The sequence below is a fragment of the Actinoplanes sp. NPDC023801 genome, assembly GCF_040639655.1.
Classification (GTDB): Bacteria; Actinomycetota; Actinomycetes; order Mycobacteriales; family Micromonosporaceae; genus Actinoplanes.
Genome location: NZ_JBFAAI010000016.1, coordinates 25,833 through 43,733, shown reverse-complemented (window position 1 = coordinate 43,733; position 17,901 = coordinate 25,833). Strand labels below are relative to the sequence as shown.

The following is a 17,901-nucleotide window of genomic DNA, read 5'->3' as shown; positions in this document are numbered from 1 at the left end:
GTCTGGACCCGGCCCTCCATCGGGGGTCTGCGTCTGGAGCCGGTCTGCTGATCCCGATCAGCGTTTGGCTCGGTCTGCTGATCCCGGATCAGCGTCTCGAGCGGGTCCGCCGGTCCGGCATCCGCACCTTCATCCGCCGGTCCGCTGCAGTGGCACCTGCACTTCGAGCCAGCGGCTCTCCAGCCCGTACCCGTACCGCGATCCATTGGCCTCGCTGGTCTTGCGCGCCCGCTCGCCCGACCGTTCTCCCTGGCCGGTCGCGGCCCGACGAAAACTCTGTATACTGCACGGAGTTTCTGCTCCTCGTCACCCGGAGGTCGTCTTGACCGATCAGAGCCCACTCACCACCGCACCGTTCTCCCCGGCGCCCGAGCAGGTGAGCGCATTGCTGGCCTGGTTCGACCGCTACGACGCCTTCGCGCGCGACAACGACGTCGAGGCGATGGCCGATGTCGCCCGGTTCCCGCTCACGGTGACGACGAACGACTCCAGCGGCGAGTGCGTCACCCAGCAATGGGACCGGGACACGTTCGTCCGGAACATGAGCATGGCGGCCACGTCCGCGAAGATCGACAACGAGCGTCACCCGGTCTTCCTCAACGGTGACCTCGCCGTGGTCGTCACGGACTCGACGGTGACCGCCGACGGGCAGACCGTGCACATGCGTTACGCCGACGTGATGGCCAAGGTCGGCGGCGAGTGGCGGTTCACCAGCATGATCCAGGCCGGCTGGGGTGACATGCTCAGGCAGTACCCGGTCGGCTGACCGGGCGGGACGGCGAGTCACATGGCAGACCGCGTTCCGGGCCGCCACATTGCCCGTCCGGCTCAACTCAAGAGTCAGGATGTCCGCGAGCAACACCCGGCCGGCACGAGCACGGAGTCCTGACCGGTCACTTTGCTCGGGCACCACCGCCCGCGGCCGGACGGCTCACCGCTCTCGAGGCTCACCGCCCTTAACCCGGCGACCCCCCCGATCCGGTGTCACCCCGCTCCACGCGGTGGTTCGCGGTCCGATCCACGCATCGTCACGCGACGAAGTCCACCCGACAGCGTGGTGACCTGTGACCACCCGCGAGCCGGAGTTCACCACGCCGGGTGCTCCGGCTTGCGGTGTGGTGACCGGACGGCCGCATTGCGCCGCAGGTCACCACATGGATGAGAGGAGGCGGATTACGCGAATCTTCGAAACTGCCGCCGCAGGCGGTCGGCGGCCGGAATGGCGGAAGCCGGAGTGGTCAGAAGCCGGGGAAGACGGCGCGCAGGTCACCGAGAGTGATGTTGCCCGTCACGTCGGTGCCCGCGGCAGTGTGTTCCGGACCCAGACGGCCGTAGAGCAGGCGGAGTGCGGACTCCAGCGGACCGGTGAACGTCGCTGTCGCGGGCAGGGCCTCGGTGGTGAGCCAGACCGAGTCGTCGATGACGATGCGGTACGCCGTACCGCTGATCTCGACGACGGCGTGTTCCGGTGCCTCCTTCGCCTTGCCGACGAAGCCGAGCAGGAAGCCCATGTCGCCGCTGAGATGCTCGGCGAGTACCTCGGCCGAGCCTTCGTTGAGGGTTGCCGCCGGGTCGAGGCCCACCCGGACATCCCAGGTGTGCTGGGCGACCTCGCTCAGCCGTAGGGCGGCGAACAACGCGAAGGACACCGGTTCGGGCAGGAAGGTCTTGACGCGGAGGGCATCGTGGCGATCGTCGGGCACCGATTCCAGGTCCGTGACGAGTGCCCGGTTCGAGGTGATCGAGCCGGTGGCCTGCTCCTGCGGGTTGAGGGCGTTCCAGCGGTCCCACACGCTCTGATTGAAGTCGGGGCCGGGCTCCTCGGCCTGGCCCTCCGCCGCCCGGAAGCCGGCCAGAGTGATCTCGGCGCCGCTGCCGATGTGGGACAGAACGTCGGCGATCGTCCAGGCGGAGGCTCCGGACGGGCCGGTCAGCTGGTCGGCGGAGAGTGACGGGACGAGGCTTTCGAGGCCGTCGTGCTCGCTGCGCAGGGCCGCGATGGTACGGCCGGCAAGGGTCGTCATGGGGCCAGCGTAGATCGGCTGGCGCGCCACCCGGCATGAGTTCCCGGCCGGGCGGGTGCCGCCGCCGTCCCGGGATCGGAAGCTGCGATCAATCCGTGGCCGAGGCCGCCGCTTCGCTCGGGTCCGGCTGGCCCGCATTCGGTTTGCTCGGGCTCGGCTCGCGTGCATCCGGCCTGCTCGGGCCCGACTGGTCCGCATCCGGTTTGGATGGGCCCGGCCGGCTCGCGTCCGGATCGCCCGGGCTCGGCTTGCGCGCTTCCGGTTGGCGCGGACGCGGCTGGCGGGTGGCGAGATCGGACGGGCTGCCCGCGGTACCGGTGGCGGTGAGAGCGGCGGCGAACAGCAGCAGCTGGTTCACGGCGTTCAGCAGGACGAGCAGTCCGACCGAACCGGCGACCAGCCCGTACACCGGATTGGTCTCGATGGCCCGGACGTAGAACCTGCCGAGCGTTTTGAGTAACTCGATGGCCACCCCGGTCAGCACCGCCGGCCCGAGCAGGCGGCGCCACGACATCCGGATGCGGGGCAGGCCGGTCAGCGCGCCGCAGGCCAGGGCCGTGTTCACGCCGGTGCCCACCAGGAACCCGACGACCGTGAGCATCGTCCGGTTCAGTTCGTCACCGGCGTCGGCCACCTCGGCGATCCGGCCGGCGGCGACGGTTGTCGCGTATGCCACCGCGAGAGAGGCGGCCAGCAGCAGGCCGAGGCCGAGCATCACGGCAAGGTCGACGAGCACCCGGCTCACGAGCCGGCCGGGGTACTCCGGCAGCTGCCAGATCCGGCGGATCGACGAGCGGAACGCGTCGGTCCAGAACCATCCGGTGATCGGCAGGCCGATGAGCGCGACGACCCCGACGGTGGTCCGGGCGTCCCGTAACGCCCGCACATCCAGACCGGGCAGATCCTGCGCGAGATAGTTCTCCACCGCCTGCAGGACCCGCGGATCGTCCAGGACGAACCCGAAGACGGCGAAGCCCATCAGCCAGGCCGCGAAGGTGCCGAAGAAGGCGTAGTACGTCACCGCGGCGGCCAGCCGGCCACCGTCGGCCTCGTCGTAGCGCGCCCCGGCGCGGACCAGATGATCGAGCCAGCCGACGCGCTGCCTCAACCGCTGCCAGCGCACCGCGGCCCGCTTCGAGGAACGCTCAGCCGTCACACCGGCGTCCCTACCCGCCCGGCCCGCTGCCCATGCGGCGTGGACGGTTCCGGTGTGCCACCAACGTTGTTCATGCCAGGACGGCGATGGTGAGTACGCCGGCGGCCGCGATGAGGTAGCCGGCCGCGATGGGAACGCTGCGTGGCTGTTTCTTCTCCGCGCCGAGTCGTTCGTAGAGGCCGCCGAGGCGGCGGCGGACCCGGTCGCCGCGAGTGGCGCCGGCGATGAGCAGGAGCAGGCACGGCAGACAATAGACCAGCGCGTACCCGGCGATGATCACCAATGATCGAGTGGTGCCGATGTCAGCGTTGACGATCCGTTCGATGGCGATGAAGTACGGGAAGGCGTTGGGCAGGTCGGCCCCGGTCATGACCAGTCCGAGAGCGGCAGCGCTCAGCGGATTGACCCAGCGGGGCACGGTGACCGCCGGTCGGATCCGTGCGCGTAGCCGGCGCACCCCGGTGACGGCCAGGGCCACCGCTGCCATCGTGAACGCGAACCGGCGCACCCAGACCAGGCCGTCGCCGGCGGCGTCAGCGGCTACATCGGCGCCGACGTACACCACGGCCCCCAGCATGAAGACCGTCAGATAGGCGCCGGTGACGAAACCGGCCGCGGCTCGGACGGGGTGTGTCATCGGGGCGAGCAGCAGCAATGCCACTCCCGCGATCGTCGCGGGGTTCAGCGCGTCGAGCAGGGCCAGGCCGGCGACACCGGCCAGCAGCGCGGCTGTCACGGCCTTGCCTTGCCGGGTGCGGTGCGCACACCGAGGTGATCGAGCAGCTCTTCGACCTCGTCGGAGGTCGGGGGCGGACCGGTCAGCGCGGCCATGAACAGCCCGTCGCCGACGAGCCGTACCAGCCGGGCCCGGACCGGATCGCCCAGCTCGGTGGCCAGCATCCGCTGCCAGCGTTGTTCGGCGTCGCCCACCTCCTCCGGCAGGTCGAGCTCGCCGGTGGTGGTCAGTCTCATCATCGACATGATCGCCCGATACATCGCGCGCTCGTCGGGCGCCGGTACCGACAACCGCAGCCAGGCCGCCGCCATCATCCCGTCCGCTGCGGCCGCTGTCAGCCGCTCGTCGAACCGTTGCACCGCGCGGGTCACCAAAGCCCGCAGCAGGGACTGCTTGTCGAAGTGATAGAGCAGCCCACCCTTGCTGACGCCGGCCGCCGCCGCCACCGCGTCCAACGCGGGCGGCACCTGGCCTGAGGTGATCAGCTCCTCGGCCGCGTCCAGAATCCGTTCCCGTGCAGTTCCCATACCCGCCACTGTACCGTCCGGACGGTACAGTGGCGTAGCGGCTGACAGGGCTGTCGACGGGCGAGGCGATCTGGAAGAAGGTCAGTCAGGCGGCTGGCGAGGGCTCGCCAAGGCGGGCGTCAGATCCGGGCTCCGACGGCGGTGCCGTTGGCCGGGACCAGGAAGCTCGAGGAGCGGATCGAGCCGTCGGTGTTGCGGGCTCCGGTGATGGTGGACTGGTCGATGGAGACGAAGGTCCAGGTGCCGCCGATGTTCCAGGAGTTGCCGGAGGCGGTGGAGGAGCCGAGCGCGACCGACGTCTTGTTGCCGGCGGCGAGGTTGGCGGTCAGCCGGGTGGTGGAGCCGCCGTCGACGTCGAAGCCGGTCTTGGCGTTCTTCCAGGCGGTGCTGCGGTTGATGGTGATGGCGCCGGTGTTGCCGTTGTCGGTGAAGCCGTGCGCGGCGTTGCTGAAGGCGAAGGTGTTCGAGACGGCGTGGGCGGCGGCCGGGCCGGTACCGCCGCTTCCGCCGAGCTTCAGGCCGTTGCCGTCGCCGGAAAAGCTCGGGATGGACCAGCGGTTGTAGCCGTTGCCGTAGGCGACCGTGTCCTGGATCGTGATCGGCGAGGTGAACATCCACGCGTCGAAGCCGTCGTCGACGTTGTTCCACAGGCGGGCGCCGCGGACCACGTTGCCGCTGCCGCTGCCCTCCTTGATGCCGAGGCCGTCGGCGCTCTCGCCGTTCTTGCGCGGGTCGCGGTTGCCGTAGCTGTCCAGGCTGAGGATCCGGTTGTTCGCCGAGGCGCCCTGCAACTGGAAGCCGGTCTCGTAGTTGTCGCGGGTGACGATCCGGTCGAAGGTGTTGTTGTTGCATCCGGCGCAGTAGATGCCGTACGGGCCGTGGATGATCTCGAGTCCGGCCAGCCGCCACCAGGACGCCTCCATGTGGATCGCGCCGCGCTGGGCGGCCGGGATCGTGGAGCCGACGGCGCCCGGGGTGTAGCCGAGTGCCTCGCCGTCGATGACGACGCGCTCGGAGCCGTACGCGGTGAGGGTGATCGGTGCCGACGCGGTGCCGCTCCTGGTGATCTGGATGTTGCTCGTCAGCGCGTAGGTGCCGCCGCGCACCGAGACGGTGCCGCCCGCGGTGATCAGGCTGATGGCCTTCTGAATGGTGGCGAGCGGTGCCGCCTGGGTGCCGGCGTTACCGTCGTTGCCGTTCGTTGCGACATAGAGCGTGGTCGTGGCCGCGGATGCGGGAGTGTGGATTCCGGCGATCGTTGCCGCCGTTATGGCCACGGCGGCCGCCGCGGCCAGCACATTCCTGATTCGCATGGGGATCTCCTTTAGCGCAAGCGGCCCGGGGCGGCCACGACATGGGGGAATGCGCTTTCCTGGCGGGAACTTACGGCACCGGTCGAAGCAAGTCAATGCGTCAGGCTTCGCAGTGGGTGCACTGCAACATTCCTGCAAACGCAAAGGCATTGACGTGCTCGGATGGCAATTTTATGGTCGGCCCAAGGTTTCGCGGAGGTTACACGCAAGCCATTCCCGCTGTATTCCACGCCGCGGTGCGTGGCGACTCCGCGCGCCCGTCCCGTTCTCCCCCAACGGCGCAAGGATCTCCCATGAGAAGAGTTCGTTGGCTCACCACCGGTGTCGCGGTGGCCGTCTCGGCCGTGCTGGTCAGCTCGGTCGTCGGCACTCCGGCACGGGCCCAGCCACTGTTCGGCCACACCTTCGACGACGGCAACGCCGACGGCTGGAGCCGTAACGGCGGCGCCTGGTCGATCGTCACCGACGGCAGCCCCGCGTACCGGCAGTCCACGACGAGCGGCAACGCCCGCGCCCTGGCCGGCAGCACCTCGTGGACCGACTACACCGTCCAGGCACGGGTGAAGACCACCGGCACCGCCGGGGTGGCGGCCCGGGCCCAGTCCACCAGCCAGTACTACACCCTCGTCCTGACCGCGGCCGGGGCCCAGCTCCAGCGGGTCTCCGGCGGCACGGCCACGGCTCTGGCCACCGGCACGGTCACCGGCACCGCCTCCTGGCGGACCCTCGCACTCACCGTGAACGGCAACACGCTGACCGGCCGGGTCGACGGCGTGCAGGTCGTCCAGGCCACCGACAACGCGTTCGCCTCCGGCCGGATCGGGCTGGTGACGGCCTCGGCGAGCGCCACCTTCGACGACGTCGCGGTGGACACCACCACGCCCGGCCCCGGACCGTCGGTGTCGGCGACCTCGCCGACCCCGCCGCCGCCCGGCGGGTGCGCGGTCACCGGCACGGCGACCGGGTTCGCGGCCGGAACGACCGGCGGCGCCGGCGGACCGACCGTCCAGGTCGACACCGCGGCCGAGTTGCTGTCGTCGATCGCCACGACCGGCCCGCTGACCATCTGCGTCGTCGGCACCATCACCCTGCCGGCCGGGATGTACGACGTGACCAGCAACAAGTCCATCGTCGGCGTCGGCGCGACGGCCGGGATCACCGGCGGCGGATTCAACATCGGGCTGCCCGCCTCCAGTGTGACCACGCCGCCCGCGAACGCCGTCAACAACGTGATCATCCAGAACCTGTCGTTCCGCGGCGCCAGCGACGACTCGATCAACGTGCAGATGTTCAGCCACCACATCTGGATCGACCACAACGACCTGGCCCAGGGCTACGACGGACTGATCGACATCAAGCGGGGCTCGTCGCTGATCACGGTGTCGTGGAACCGCACCCACCACCACACCAAGAACATGCTGCTCGGCCACGACGACAACAACGGGGCCCAGGACACCGGGCGGCTCCGGGTGACGTACCACCACAACTGGTTCGACCGGACCCCGCAGCGCAACCCGCGGGTGCGGTTCGGCGACCCGGTCCACATCTACAACAACTACTACGTCTACAACACCGACACCGGGGTGGCCTGCCAGAACAACGCCGGCTGCGTGGTCGAGGGCAACTACTTCGAGGACGTCGAGGAGCCGGTCACCAACACGTACGCCGGACCGGCCGGCCGCTGCGTGGCCCGCAACAACGTCTTCGTGGGCGAGTCCGGGACACCCGACTGCTCCGGGACCGTGCAGGAGCCGTCCAACTTCTACAGCTACACCCTCGACGACCCCAACCAGGTGAAGTCGATCGTCACCGCCGGCGCAGGCGTAGGGAGGCTCTGACATGTCGGCACGAAAAGGACTCATTGCGGCTATGGGCGCTGGAGTGGCCGCCGCGACGCTGCTGCTCGGGATGATGACCGGCGCGCACGCGGCCACCCTGCTCAGCGACGACTTCGAGGACGGCAACGCGTCCGGCTGGAGCACCAACGGGGGTAGCTGGTCGGTGGCCACCGACGGCTCCCGGGTCTACCGCCAGGGCGGCACCAGCAGTGACGCGCGGGCGGTGACCGGCACGGCGAGCTGGACCGACTACGCCGTCCAGGCTCGGGTCAAACCGACCGCGTTCAACGGCAGCAACCGCTTCGCCGCGGTGCTGGCCCGGGTGCAGAGCAGCACCAGCTACTACTACCTGGCGCTGCGGTCCAACAACACCGTGGAGCTCAAACGCCTCGACGGCGGGTCCTCGGCCACGCTGGACACCGCGTCCGTCGCGGTCGCGGCAGGCACCTGGTACACCCTCAAGCTGGAGGTCAGCGGGTCGACACTGCGCGGGTACGTCAACGGCGCCCTGCTCACCGAGGCGACCGACACCCGCTGGAGCAGCGGCCGGATCGGGGTCGCGACCTTCTACACCAGCGCGAACTTCGACGACGTGCAGGTGACCACGGGTGGTTCCCCGGACCCCTCCGGTTCGGTCAGCACCACTCCGACCGAGGAGCCGCCGCCCGGGCCCAACGTCGCCGACGGCTGGGCCTCGGTGAACGCGTGGGGCCAGAACGGTACCTCGGGCGGCGCCGGCGGACCGACCGTCACGGTCAGCACCGCGGCCGCCTTCACCGAGGCGATCGCCCGGCCCGGCCCGCTGGTCGTACAGGTGCAGGGCACCATCACCCTGCCCGGTCCGATGCACGACGTCAGCTCCGACAAGACGATCATCGGGCTCGGCTCCGGCGCCACCATCACCGGTGGCGGCCTGAACATCGGCCTGCCGATCGACAACGCGGTCACCGCGCCGCCCGCCAACGCGGTGAACAACGTGATCATCCGTAACCTGCGGTTCAGCGGCTGGCCGGACGACGCGATCAACGTGCAGATGTTCAGCCACCACATCTGGATCGACCACAACACCTGGACCACCGGCTCGGACGGCGGCGTGGACATCAAGCGCGGCTCGTCGTACGTCACGGTCTCCTACAACCACGCCGACGGCACCGACAAGAACATGCTGCTCGGACACGACGACAACAACGCCGCCCAGGACGTCGGCCGGCTCAAGGTGAGCTACCACCACAACTGGTTCGACGCCACGCGGCAGCGCAACCCCCGCGTCCGGTTCGGTGACCAGGTGCACGTCTACAACAACCACTACAACGACACCGGCGACTACGGCATCGCCTCCACCGAGGACGCCGGCGTGATCGTCGAGGGCAACTCGTTCGAGAACGTCGACGACCCGTACCACCTCGGTGAGGCCTCCTCCGGGCCGGGCCGCATCGTGGCCCGCGACAACTGCTTCGTCAACTCCGGCGCCGGTCAGGCCGGCGGCAGCGTCACCCCCGTCCCGTACGCCTACACCCTCCTGCCGTGCGCCCGGGTCAAGGCGGCCGTCACCACGCAGGCCGGCGCCGGCCGGATCGGCGTGCCGGACCCCGACCCGACGACGCCCACGCCGGACCCCACCGACCCGGACCCGCAGCCCGCGCCCGGACTCGTCGGATGGGCCACTCAGAACGGCGGCACCACCGGCGGCGCCGGCGGGCAGACCGTCACCGTCAGCGACGGGCAGACTCTCGCCGACGCCCTGGAGTCCTCCTCGCCGCTGATCATCCGGGTCCGCGGGACGCTCACCATGCCGGACAAGATGAACGACGTCCGGTCCAACAAGACGGTCCTCGGCGAGAGCGGCGCCGTCCTGGACAACGGCCTCAACATCAGCGGCGCCCGCAACGTCATCGTCCGCAACCTCACCTTCCGCGGCTGGGACGACGACGCGATCAACGTGCAGGGCTCCACCAACGTGTGGCTCGACCACAACACCTTCGACGGCGGGTACGACGGCGCGCTCGACATCAAGCGGGAGTCCGACTTCGTCACGGTGTCCTGGAACCGGGTGCAGAACCACACCAAGAGCATGCTGCTCGGCCACGACGACGGGCACACCGCCGACCGCGGCAAGCTGCGCGTCACGTACCACCACAACTGGTTCGACGGCAGCAAGGAGCGGCACCCGCGGGTCCGCTTCGGCGACCCGGTGCACGTGTTCAACAACTACTACAACGGCGCGGACTACGGCGTCGCCTCCACCATGGGCGCCGGCGTGCTGGTGGAGAGCAACTACTTCGAGAACGTCACCCGGCCCACCGCCGTCGGCTACGCCGAGAGCGGCCCCGGTGACCTGGTGCAGCGCGACAACGTCTTCGTCGGCTCCGGGGCACCGGAGAGTGCCGGTGACGTGGCCGCCATCCCGTACGAGTACACCCGCGACGCCGCCTCAGGCGTCAAGGCGAGCGTGACCGCCGGCGCCGGCGCCGGGCGCATCACGGTCTGACGGTTCTGGGCGGGACGGCCGCAACGCCGTCCCGCCCGCACTCCGCCCCTCAAGGAGCCCGACATGCATCGCAGGACCCTCCTCGCCGCCGCGGCGGGAGCCGTCGTCGCACCCGCCGTCGCGGGCCGCGCGGCGACGGCCGCACCGTCCGGCCCGGACGGCTTCGCCACCGTCGCCGGGTACGGCCGCTCCACCACCACCGGTGGCGCCGGCGGACCGGTCGTCACGGTGTCGACCGCCGCCGCCTTCCTCGACCACATCTCCCGGCCGGGCCCGTACATCGTCCAGGTCTCCGGCACGATCACCCTGCCCCGGGGCTCGAACGACGGCATGCACCCGGTCTCCTCGAACAAGACGATCATCGGGCTGGGCTCGACCGCGGCTCTCGTCGGCGGCGGCCTGAACATCGGCCTGCCCGTCGACGACGACCTGACCACACCGCCGGCGAACGCCGTGCAGAACGTGATCATCCGCAACCTGCGGATGTCCGGCGCCTCCGACGACCTGATCAACGTGCAGATGTTCAGCCATCACATCTGGATCGACCACAACGACTTCTCCGACGGCGACGACGGGGCGGTCGACATCAAACGCGGTTCCGACCTGGTCACCGTCTCCTGGAACAGGTTCCACGACCACGACAAGACGCTGCTGCTCGGCCACGACGACGACAACGGCGCCCAGGACAACGGGCGGCTGCGCACCACCTATCACCACAACTATTTCGACGGCTCCGACCAGCGACACCCCCGGGTACGGTTCGCGCCGCTCGTGCACGTCTACAACAACTACTTCCGCGACAACAGCTACGGCATCGCCTCGACCAACGACGCCGGACTGTTCGTGGAGGGCAACTACTTCTACAGCGTCAACAACCCGGGCCGGGTCGCCTTCAGCGGCCCGCTCGGCCGCATGGTCCAGCGCGACAACATCCTGGTCGACTGCAACCACGCCATCGAGGTACGCGGGACGGTCACCGACCCGCGCACGTTCTATGCCTACACCGCGGACCCGGCCTCGTCGGTGCCCACGATCGTGCCGGCCGGTGCCGGCGTCGGAAAGGTGTGACCCCGCCATGAAACGGTTCATCCCCACCGTTCTCGGCCTCGCCCTGGTGGCGACGCTGCCACTGCCGGCCACCGCCGCCGCGGCCGCCCCACCCGGTGCCCCGGACGGCTTCGCCTCGGTCGCCGGGCTCGGGCTGTCCGGCACCACCGGCGGCGCGGCCGGCCCCACCGTCACCGTGACGACCGCCGCCCAGCTCGCGCAGTATGCCGGCGCCAACACCCCGTACACGATCATGGTGTCCGGCCGGATCGCGGCGAGCAGCATGATCACCGTCGTCGCCAACAAGAGCATTCTCGGTGTCGGTTCGAATGCCGAGATCATCGGCGGAGGCCTGCAACTGGGCACCACCACCCGGCCCGGCAACAACGTGATCATCCGCAACATCAGGTTCACCGACGCGGACGACGACTCGATCAGTGTCACCAACGGCGCCCACCACGTGTGGATCGACCACAACGAGTTCGGCCCCGGCTATGACGGCTCGCTGGACATCAAGCGCAAGTCCACGTTCGTCACGGTCTCGTGGAACGTCTTCCGCGGCACCGACAAGACCATGCTGCTCGGCCACTCCGACAACTACCGCGACGACATCGGCTACCTGCGGGTCAGTTACCACCACAACTGGTTCAACGGCTCCAACCAGCGGCACCCGCGGGTCCGCTTCGGCGAGCCGGTGCACGTCTACAACAACTACTACGACAACGTCGGCGCGTACGGCATCGCGTCCACCGAGAACGCCGGAGTCGTGGCCGAGGGCAACTACTTCGAGAACGTGGCGTTCCCGTGCCACTCGACCGGCGGTTACGCCGAGAGCAACCCGGGCCGCCTGGTCCAGCGGGCCAACGTGTTCGTCAACTCCGGCGTGTGCGAGGCCGGCGGCACCGTGACCGAGCCGCGCACCTTCTACTCCTACACGCTCGACCCGGCCGCGAACGTGCCGGCGCTGGTCACCGCGGGAGCGGGGGTCGGCCGATGAGAATCGTCCTCGCTTCCGTGCTGGCGGCCGCATCCATCCTGGTGGCGGCGACTCCGGCGCAGGCGGCGCCGGCGGTCGACGGCTTCGCGTCGGTCGCCGCGCTCGGCCTGACCACCACCACGGGCGGGATCGCCGGGCCGACCGTCACGGTCGACACCACCGACGAGCTCCTCGACGCCATCGACACGGTCGGGCACATGACCATCCAGGTGTCCGGGACCATCGACATCACGAGCAAACAGGGCGTACGCCCGAACAAGACGATCGTCGGCATCGGCTCCAACCCGACGATCCGTGGTGGCGGCTTCGACTTCTACAAGTCGTACAACGTGATCGTGCGGAATCTGACGTTCGTCGACGCCGAGGACGACGCGATCAACGTCGGCCAGCAGTCGCACCACATCTGGATCCACCACAACACCTTCCGCACACCGGTGGACGGGTCGATCGACATCGTGCGCGGCTCCGACTACGTGACGGTGTCGTGGAACCACTTCGACGGCACCGACAAGAGCATGCTGATCGGGCACTCCGACGGCGCCTCGTCCACCGACATCGGCCACCTCAAGGTCAGCATCCACCACAACTGGTTCGACGGCTCGCGGCAGCGGCATCCCCGGGTCCGGTTCGGTGAGCCGGTGCACGTCTACAACAACTTCTTCGACGGCAACGCGTTGTACGGCGTCGCGTCGACCATGAACGCCGGTGTCGTCGTGGAGGGCAACGCGTTCACCGCGGTCCCGTACCCGTGTTTCTCCACGAGCGGGTACGCCGACAGCGGACCCGGCCGGCTGGTGCAGCGCGCCAACCAGTTCATTTCCTCCGGCACGTGCCAGGCCGGCGGCACGGTGGCCGAGCCGCGCGGCTACTACGCGTACACGCTGGATCCGGCGTCGTCGGTGCCGTCGCTGGTGCAGGCGGGCGCGGGCGCCGGCAGGCTCTGACGACCCGACATCAGTTCCGGCAGCAGTACGTCCCTTAGTTCCGTCAAGGACCGGGACTCGGCCAGCAGCGCCGCGGCGTGCGCGAAGGCCGCACCGGCCCGGTTCCCGAAAGCAGCCAGCTCCCGGGGACCGGGCACGGTGATCCGGAAGTCCGCGAGGTCGGCGGCGTGCACCCGCTGCCGGCCCGTGGACCCGGCCATCCGCTGGATCGCGTGAGCACGGAACCGCTCGTCGCGGGCCAGGAAGTACGGCAGGTGCGGCGGGACCCCGGGCCGGGCCCGCAGCACGACGAACTCGCCCGACCCGGCCCCGGTCTCGTCGTCGGCGAGGAAGTCGACGTAGCCGGTCTTGCCGTTCTCCAGGCACGGGGTGATCCGGGCGAGCAGGGTGTCACCGTTGCGGAACCGGCTACCGGTCCTCGGCGGCCGCCGGGTCCAGTGGCGGATCGCCGCGACCCGGGTGGGCAGGGCGGCCATGTCGACGTAGGCGGCGCCGTCCCGGTCCGGCAGCGGGGTTCGCGGGTTGAACTCGACCAGCTCGGTGACCGGCACGGTCCCGCCCGGCGCGGTGACGCCCAGCGCGTCGAACTCGGCCCGGAGCAGGTCCTCGCAGGCGTTCACCACCCGGTCGCCGCCGGCGATCCGGTCGTCCAGGGCACCGAGCAGCGCCACGACACGGCGCTGTTCGGGCAGCGGCGGCACACGAAGCCGTTCGGCGTCGAGGAAACCGTCGAACTGGAAGTTGCTGATCCCGGTCGACTGGATCTCGTACGCCCGGACCCGCCCGGACAGGTACATGTCGAGCAGGCCGTAGTAGGCGTACCGCGGCTCGACGAGCGCGCTGTCGAAGCGCAGCACCCGGCAGAAGCTCGCCGGAATCACCGGATGATCGAACCAGGACAGCAGCTCAGCGTCGACGAACAGGCTGCGGCCGGTCGACTGGCCGCGGGCCGCGCTGCCGCCGGAGATCTCGAGCAGTACGTCACCCGGCCGCAACAGCCGTTGCGGCAGAACCGACCGTTTCTCCCAGCGGTGCGGCACGGCGTCGATCCGGCCGGCCCGCACCGCCGCGAAGTCGGTGCCGCGGATCACCGCCACCCGGTCGTGGCCGTCGAGCGGCCGGTCGGCGCCCCAGCCACCGCCACGGGCGAACGAGACCAGCTCGCGGTACGGACGAAGACTCATCCGAGCAGTCCGAGCTGCTCGCGCAGCACCGCCTCGAGCCGGCGCGACTCGTCCAGGCGCTCCTGCAGGACCTTCGTGAGCCGGGCGACCCGATCGGCGTGCGGCTCGGCGCCCGGCCCGGCCGTGGCGGCGCCGACATAGCGGCCCGGACTCAGCGAGTGATCCTGTGCGGCGATCTCCTCGAGCGGCACCGACCGGCAGAAACCGGGCGTGTCCTCGTACCCGGTCGTCGTCTTCCAGGCGTGGAAGGTGCCGGCGACCCGGGCGATGTCGGCGTCGGTCAGGACACGCTCGGTGCGGTCCAGCATGGTGCCGAGTCCGCGCGCGTCGACGAACAGGACCCGGCCGCGCGTGTGCGGCGGCTTGTCCCGGGACAGGAACCACACGCACGCCGGGATCGCGGTGGTCCGGAACAGGTTCGCCGGCAGCGCCACCATGCACGTGACCAGGTCGTCCTCGACGATCGCCCGGCGGATGGCGCCCTCACCGGCGGTCCGCGCCGACATCGAGCCGTTCGCCAGCACCACACCGGCGCTCCCGTGCTCGCCGAGCCGCGCGATGATGTGCTGCAACCAGGCGAAGTTCGCGTTGCCGCGCGGGGGAGTGCCGTACACCCAGCGCGGATCGTCCTCGCGCCGCGACCAGTCGCTCATGTTGAACGGCGGGTTCGCCAGCACGAAGTCGGCGCGCAGATCCGGATGCCGGTCGTCGGCGAACGTGTCGGCCCAGCGGTCGCCGAGGCCGTACGGGTCGATGCCGTGGATCGCCAGGTTCATCTTCGCCAGCCGCCAGGTCCGTTCGTTGGCCTCCTGGCCGTGCACCGTGATGTCGCCGGTGTGCTCGCGTCCCGCCTGCACGAACATGCCACCCGAGCCGCAGCAGGGGTCATAGACCCGGCCGTGGTACGGCTGCAGCACCGCCACCAGCAGTTTCACCACCCCGGCGGGCGTGTAGAACTCGCCGGCCCGCTTGCCCTCGGCACGGGCGAACCGTTCCAGGAAGAACTCGTACACCTCACCGAGGACGTCACGTGCCGGCCGCCCGCCGTGGCCGGTGAACCGCGCGCCGCCGATCAGTGCGGTCAGCTCCCGCAGCCGGTCCTGGTCGACGTGGTCCCGGCCGAAGATCTTCGGCAGCACCCCGGACAGTGCCGGGTTGGCCCGCATGATCGCGTCCATCGCCGCGTCCAGTCCGGCGCCGTCGCCGGTCAGCCGATCCCAGCGGGCGTCCGGCGGTACCCAGAAGACGTTCTCCGCGCGATAGGCCGCCGGGTCCTCGCCGAGCTCGGCGTGGCGTTCGGCGAACGCGTCCGACACGTACTTGAGGAAGACCAGTCCCAGGACGAACTCCTTGAACCGGGCGGCGTCCATCGTCCCGCGCAGCTTGTCGGCCGCCCGCCACAGAATGTCCTGAAGCTGCTTCGCACTTCCCGGCACTGGATGATCCGTTCTGTCGGTCAGGATCGTTACCGTATGTCGAACCTCCGGGGGACCTGCCACGTACTACCGTGCGGCGCAGCCGGGATTTCACGCGCGGGAAATCCCGGTCGTGCCAGAATCGGGCCGTAATCGGAGGTCTTTCGTACCGTTCCGGTGACGACCGTGAATGAAATACGCTGGCATTGTCGCGGTAGCGCGACGTCGATCGATGGCAGGGGGTCGCGTGTCCCAGGACCGGGTGAGCCGACATCAGATCGAGACCCGCGACGACCGCGTCCTCACGTTCGACGTCACCGGTCACCCGGACGGCTCTCCGGTGTTCCTGTTGCACGGTTCGCCCGGCAGCCGGATCGGCCCGAAACCCCGCGGCAGTGTGCTGTACCGGCTCGGGATCCAGCTGATCTGTTACGACCGGCCGGGCTACGGCGGTTCCAGCCCGAAACCCAAACGATCCGTCGCCGACGCCGCCTACGACATCGCCGACATCGCCGACGCCCTCGGGGTCACCGAGCGGTTCTCGGTGGTCGGCCGGTCCGGTGGGGGCCCGCACGCGCTGGCCGCCGCCGCGCTGCTGCCCGAGCGGGTCAGCCGGACCGCGGTCCTGGTCGGTCTCGCCCCGTCCGACGCCGAGGGCCTCGACTGGCTCAGCGGCATGACCGACGGCAACGTCCGCGAGTACGAGACGGCCGAGAACGACTGGCCCAAACACGTCGAACGCCTGCGCCTGCTGGCTGACCGGGCCCGCCGCGACCCCGAGTTCATGGTCGACAACCTGCGCCGTCAGATGACCGCTCCGGACCGTCAGGTCGTCGACGACATCGCGATCCGCAGACTCCTCACCGAGACCTATGTCGAGGCGTTCACCCAGGGGCCCTTCGGCTGGATCGACGACGTGGCCGCCTTCCGGTCCGGCTGGGGCTTCCAGCTCACCGACATCCGCGGCCCGGTTCTGCTGTGGCACGGTGCCGACGACAACTTCTCGCCGGTGAGCCACGCCCGATGGCTGGCCGAGCGCATCCCGCAAGCCGAGATCCGGGTCCAGGAGTCGACCGCCCACTTCGGCGCCGTCGAGGTCCTTCCCGAAGTGCTGAACTGGCTGGTCGCCGACCACCGTCTGGCCACTGTCCGGCGCTGACCGGGCGACGACGGTTTTCCCGCAGCAGGTGTGGAGAGCTGTCGGTCATGGCCGCTCCGCCAGGATGCGATGCAGGTGGTAGTCCAGGGTGCGTCGTACGTCCGCTCGGGTACGGCGCCGGTGCAGCGGGTCCAGCCCGAGCCCGCTGATGCCGCCGACGAGCAGGTTCGCCTCCTCGGCGGAGTCGATCGTGGGTCGCGCGCCCGCCGCCGTGATCAGGGCGCCGACCAGGTCTTCCAGTGGGTGTTCCGGGTGCAGGAAGACTGCGGCGAGCGCGGGATCGGTGAGGCTCCACGCGTAGTAGGCGGTCATCACCCGAAGGCTCATGCGGCGCTGCTCGTCGAGCGGGAGCAGTTCCTCGAGGGTGGCACGGAGCAGCACCCGGGGGTTGGACGCGTCGCGTAGTGCGGCGACACGTTGACCTGTGGAGCGGAGTCAGCCCGGCGCTGACAGCGTCCAGGTCGCTGGTCCGGCCGGCCGGTCGCGGGACGGCGTCTCGTCCCCGCGAAACCGGGAAGAATTCCGGATGAGTCGCTCTACGGGTTCGCTTGCGATGCTAAATTCGTGGGTTTTGTATCTACAGGATCAGCAATGCGGTCATGGTGCTGATCAATTGCGAAGAAAACCCCTGAGCATACTGGACGGTCTGCAAGATCGGTGAGGTGACTCGAGAAGAAATGTTCGGTGTTGCCCCCGTGAGTTGACTTGACACGATCCCTCGAAGAAGAAGACGATGCTGCCGCCGTACCGATTCCGGTACCGCGCCCCGGGTGTTGTCCCCGGGACGGCAGATGGAGGTTTTGGTGAAATCAATAAGCTCGACAACCGGATATTCGAATGAGTGACCGCGCTACCCGTCCCCATATTCCGACCACGTCAATGAAAGGGAAAAGGCGAACCGGGCCCGGTATTCATTCCACTGTCACCGGACCCGGTCCTGTCACTCGATCCAGCAAAGCCCGCAGGTGAACCCGCGGCTGGGCGAGCGTCGGGGTAGGATATCGCCAGAGGCCGGCCAATTGCCAGTCAAGCAGGCTGGTGGCGTGCCATGCCGGCCGCGCAGCGCTGGTGAT

15 protein-coding genes are annotated in these 17,901 nt (G+C 69.5%); 7 read left to right on the top strand and 8 right to left on the bottom strand.

Annotated elements, in window-relative coordinates:
- Window positions 1-322: 322 nt before the first annotated feature.
- Window positions 323-766, top strand: a complete 444-nt coding sequence (locus AB0G04_RS26405; protein ID WP_360987752.1) for a DUF4440 domain-containing protein — start codon at window positions 323-325, stop codon at window positions 764-766.
- Between the two features lie 472 nt (window positions 767-1,238).
- Here the strand turns inward: AB0G04_RS26405 and AB0G04_RS26400 are convergent, their stop codons facing one another.
- The 5 genes from AB0G04_RS26400 to AB0G04_RS26380 all read right to left on the bottom strand — a co-directional run bounded on the left by AB0G04_RS26400 (window position 1,239) and on the right by AB0G04_RS26380 (window position 5,756).
- Window positions 1,239-2,024, bottom strand: coding sequence for a maleylpyruvate isomerase family mycothiol-dependent enzyme (locus AB0G04_RS26400; RefSeq protein WP_360987750.1), 786 nt, complete (start codon window positions 2,022-2,024; stop codon window positions 1,239-1,241).
- An 88-nt stretch (window positions 2,025-2,112) separates the two neighbouring features.
- Complete coding sequence (locus AB0G04_RS26395) at window positions 2,113-3,180, bottom strand: YhjD/YihY/BrkB family envelope integrity protein (RefSeq protein WP_360987748.1); 1,068 nt, start codon at window positions 3,178-3,180, stop codon at window positions 2,113-2,115.
- A gap of 70 nt (window positions 3,181-3,250) precedes the next feature.
- Window positions 3,251-3,916, bottom strand: a complete 666-nt coding sequence (locus tag AB0G04_RS26390; protein ID WP_360987746.1) for a GAP family protein — start codon at window positions 3,914-3,916, stop codon at window positions 3,251-3,253.
- Entirely contained in the window at window positions 3,913-4,443 is a 531-nt protein-coding gene (locus AB0G04_RS26385; protein ID WP_360987744.1) for a TetR family transcriptional regulator, read from the bottom strand. Before AB0G04_RS26385 ends, AB0G04_RS26390 begins: the two co-directional genes overlap by 4 nt.
- A 119-nt stretch (window positions 4,444-4,562) precedes the next feature.
- Window positions 4,563-5,756, bottom strand: coding sequence for a right-handed parallel beta-helix repeat-containing protein (locus AB0G04_RS26380; RefSeq protein WP_360987742.1), 1,194 nt, complete (start codon window positions 5,754-5,756; stop codon window positions 4,563-4,565).
- 293 nt (window positions 5,757-6,049) lie between these two features.
- Here AB0G04_RS26380 and AB0G04_RS26375 point away from each other — a divergent pair, with 293 nt between their 5' ends.
- The 5 genes from AB0G04_RS26375 to AB0G04_RS26355 all read left to right on the top strand — a co-directional run bounded on the left by AB0G04_RS26375 (window position 6,050) and on the right by AB0G04_RS26355 (window position 13,070).
- The gene (locus AB0G04_RS26375; protein ID WP_360987740.1) at window positions 6,050-7,594 is read left to right on the top strand and encodes a family 16 glycoside hydrolase; all 1,545 of its coding nucleotides are present in this window, start codon (window positions 6,050-6,052) and stop codon (window positions 7,592-7,594) included.
- A gap of 31 nt (window positions 7,595-7,625) precedes the next feature.
- The gene (locus AB0G04_RS26370) at window positions 7,626-10,082 is read left to right on the top strand and encodes a right-handed parallel beta-helix repeat-containing protein (RefSeq protein ID WP_360987738.1); all 2,457 of its coding nucleotides are present in this window, start codon (window positions 7,626-7,628) and stop codon (window positions 10,080-10,082) included.
- Window positions 10,083-10,145: 63 nt separating this feature from the next.
- Window positions 10,146-11,150 carry a pectate lyase gene (locus AB0G04_RS26365; RefSeq protein ID WP_360987736.1) on the top strand — a complete coding sequence of 335 codons (1,005 nt, stop codon included), beginning with the start codon at window positions 10,146-10,148 and terminating at the stop codon, window positions 11,148-11,150.
- Window positions 11,151-11,157: 7 nt separating this feature from the next.
- On the top strand, window positions 11,158-12,126 hold the full coding sequence (locus tag AB0G04_RS26360; RefSeq protein WP_360987734.1) for a pectate lyase: 969 nt from the start codon (window positions 11,158-11,160) through the stop codon (window positions 12,124-12,126).
- Complete coding sequence (locus tag AB0G04_RS26355) at window positions 12,123-13,070, top strand: pectate lyase (RefSeq protein ID WP_360987732.1); 948 nt, start codon at window positions 12,123-12,125, stop codon at window positions 13,068-13,070. Before AB0G04_RS26360 ends, AB0G04_RS26355 begins: the two co-directional genes overlap by 4 nt.
- On the opposite strand, the gene AB0G04_RS26350 is transcribed toward AB0G04_RS26355, so the two are convergent.
- Window positions 12,995-14,254: a hypothetical protein gene (locus tag AB0G04_RS26350; RefSeq protein WP_360987730.1), complete on the bottom strand. Its 1,260-nt coding sequence runs from the start codon at window positions 14,252-14,254 to the stop codon at window positions 12,995-12,997. The genes AB0G04_RS26355 and AB0G04_RS26350 overlap by 76 nt on opposite strands.
- Entirely contained in the window at window positions 14,251-15,690 is a 1,440-nt protein-coding gene (locus AB0G04_RS26345) for a class I SAM-dependent DNA methyltransferase (RefSeq protein ID WP_360987728.1), read from the bottom strand. Before AB0G04_RS26345 ends, AB0G04_RS26350 begins: the two co-directional genes overlap by 4 nt.
- Window positions 15,691-15,931: 241 nt before the next feature.
- Here AB0G04_RS26345 and AB0G04_RS26340 point away from each other — a divergent pair, with 241 nt between their 5' ends.
- On the top strand, window positions 15,932-16,828 hold the full coding sequence (locus AB0G04_RS26340) for an alpha/beta hydrolase (protein WP_360987726.1): 897 nt from the start codon (window positions 15,932-15,934) through the stop codon (window positions 16,826-16,828).
- A gap of 45 nt (window positions 16,829-16,873) precedes the next feature.
- Here AB0G04_RS26340 and AB0G04_RS26335 read toward each other — a convergent pair whose 3' ends face one another.
- Window positions 16,874-17,209 carry a TetR family transcriptional regulator C-terminal domain-containing protein gene (locus AB0G04_RS26335; protein WP_360987724.1) on the bottom strand — a complete coding sequence of 112 codons (336 nt, stop codon included), beginning with the start codon at window positions 17,207-17,209 and terminating at the stop codon, window positions 16,874-16,876.
- Window positions 17,210-17,901: the final 692 nt, after the last annotated feature.

Bases quoted from the DNA above. Each gene is read 5' to 3' on its own strand.
- AB0G04_RS26355 (WP_360987732.1), top strand. From the start codon at position 12,123: ATGAGAATCGTCCTCGCTTCCGTGCTGGCGGCCGCATCCATCCTGGTG.
- AB0G04_RS26380 (WP_360987742.1), bottom strand. From the start codon at position 5,756: ATGCGAATCAGGAATGTGCTGGCCGCGGCGGCCGCCGTGGCCATAACG.
- AB0G04_RS26385 (WP_360987744.1), bottom strand. From the start codon at position 4,443: ATGGGAACTGCACGGGAACGGATTCTGGACGCGGCCGAGGAGCTGATC.
- AB0G04_RS26400 (WP_360987750.1), bottom strand. From the start codon at position 2,024: ATGACGACCCTTGCCGGCCGTACCATCGCGGCCCTGCGCAGCGAGCAC.
- AB0G04_RS26350 (WP_360987730.1), bottom strand. From the start codon at position 14,254: ATGAGTCTTCGTCCGTACCGCGAGCTGGTCTCGTTCGCCCGTGGCGGT.
- AB0G04_RS26360 (WP_360987734.1), top strand. From the start codon at position 11,158: ATGAAACGGTTCATCCCCACCGTTCTCGGCCTCGCCCTGGTGGCGACG.
- AB0G04_RS26370 (WP_360987738.1), top strand. From the start codon at position 7,626: ATGGGCGCTGGAGTGGCCGCCGCGACGCTGCTGCTCGGGATGATGACC.
- AB0G04_RS26375 (WP_360987740.1), top strand. From the start codon at position 6,050: ATGAGAAGAGTTCGTTGGCTCACCACCGGTGTCGCGGTGGCCGTCTCG.
- AB0G04_RS26365 (WP_360987736.1), top strand. From the start codon at position 10,146: ATGCATCGCAGGACCCTCCTCGCCGCCGCGGCGGGAGCCGTCGTCGCA.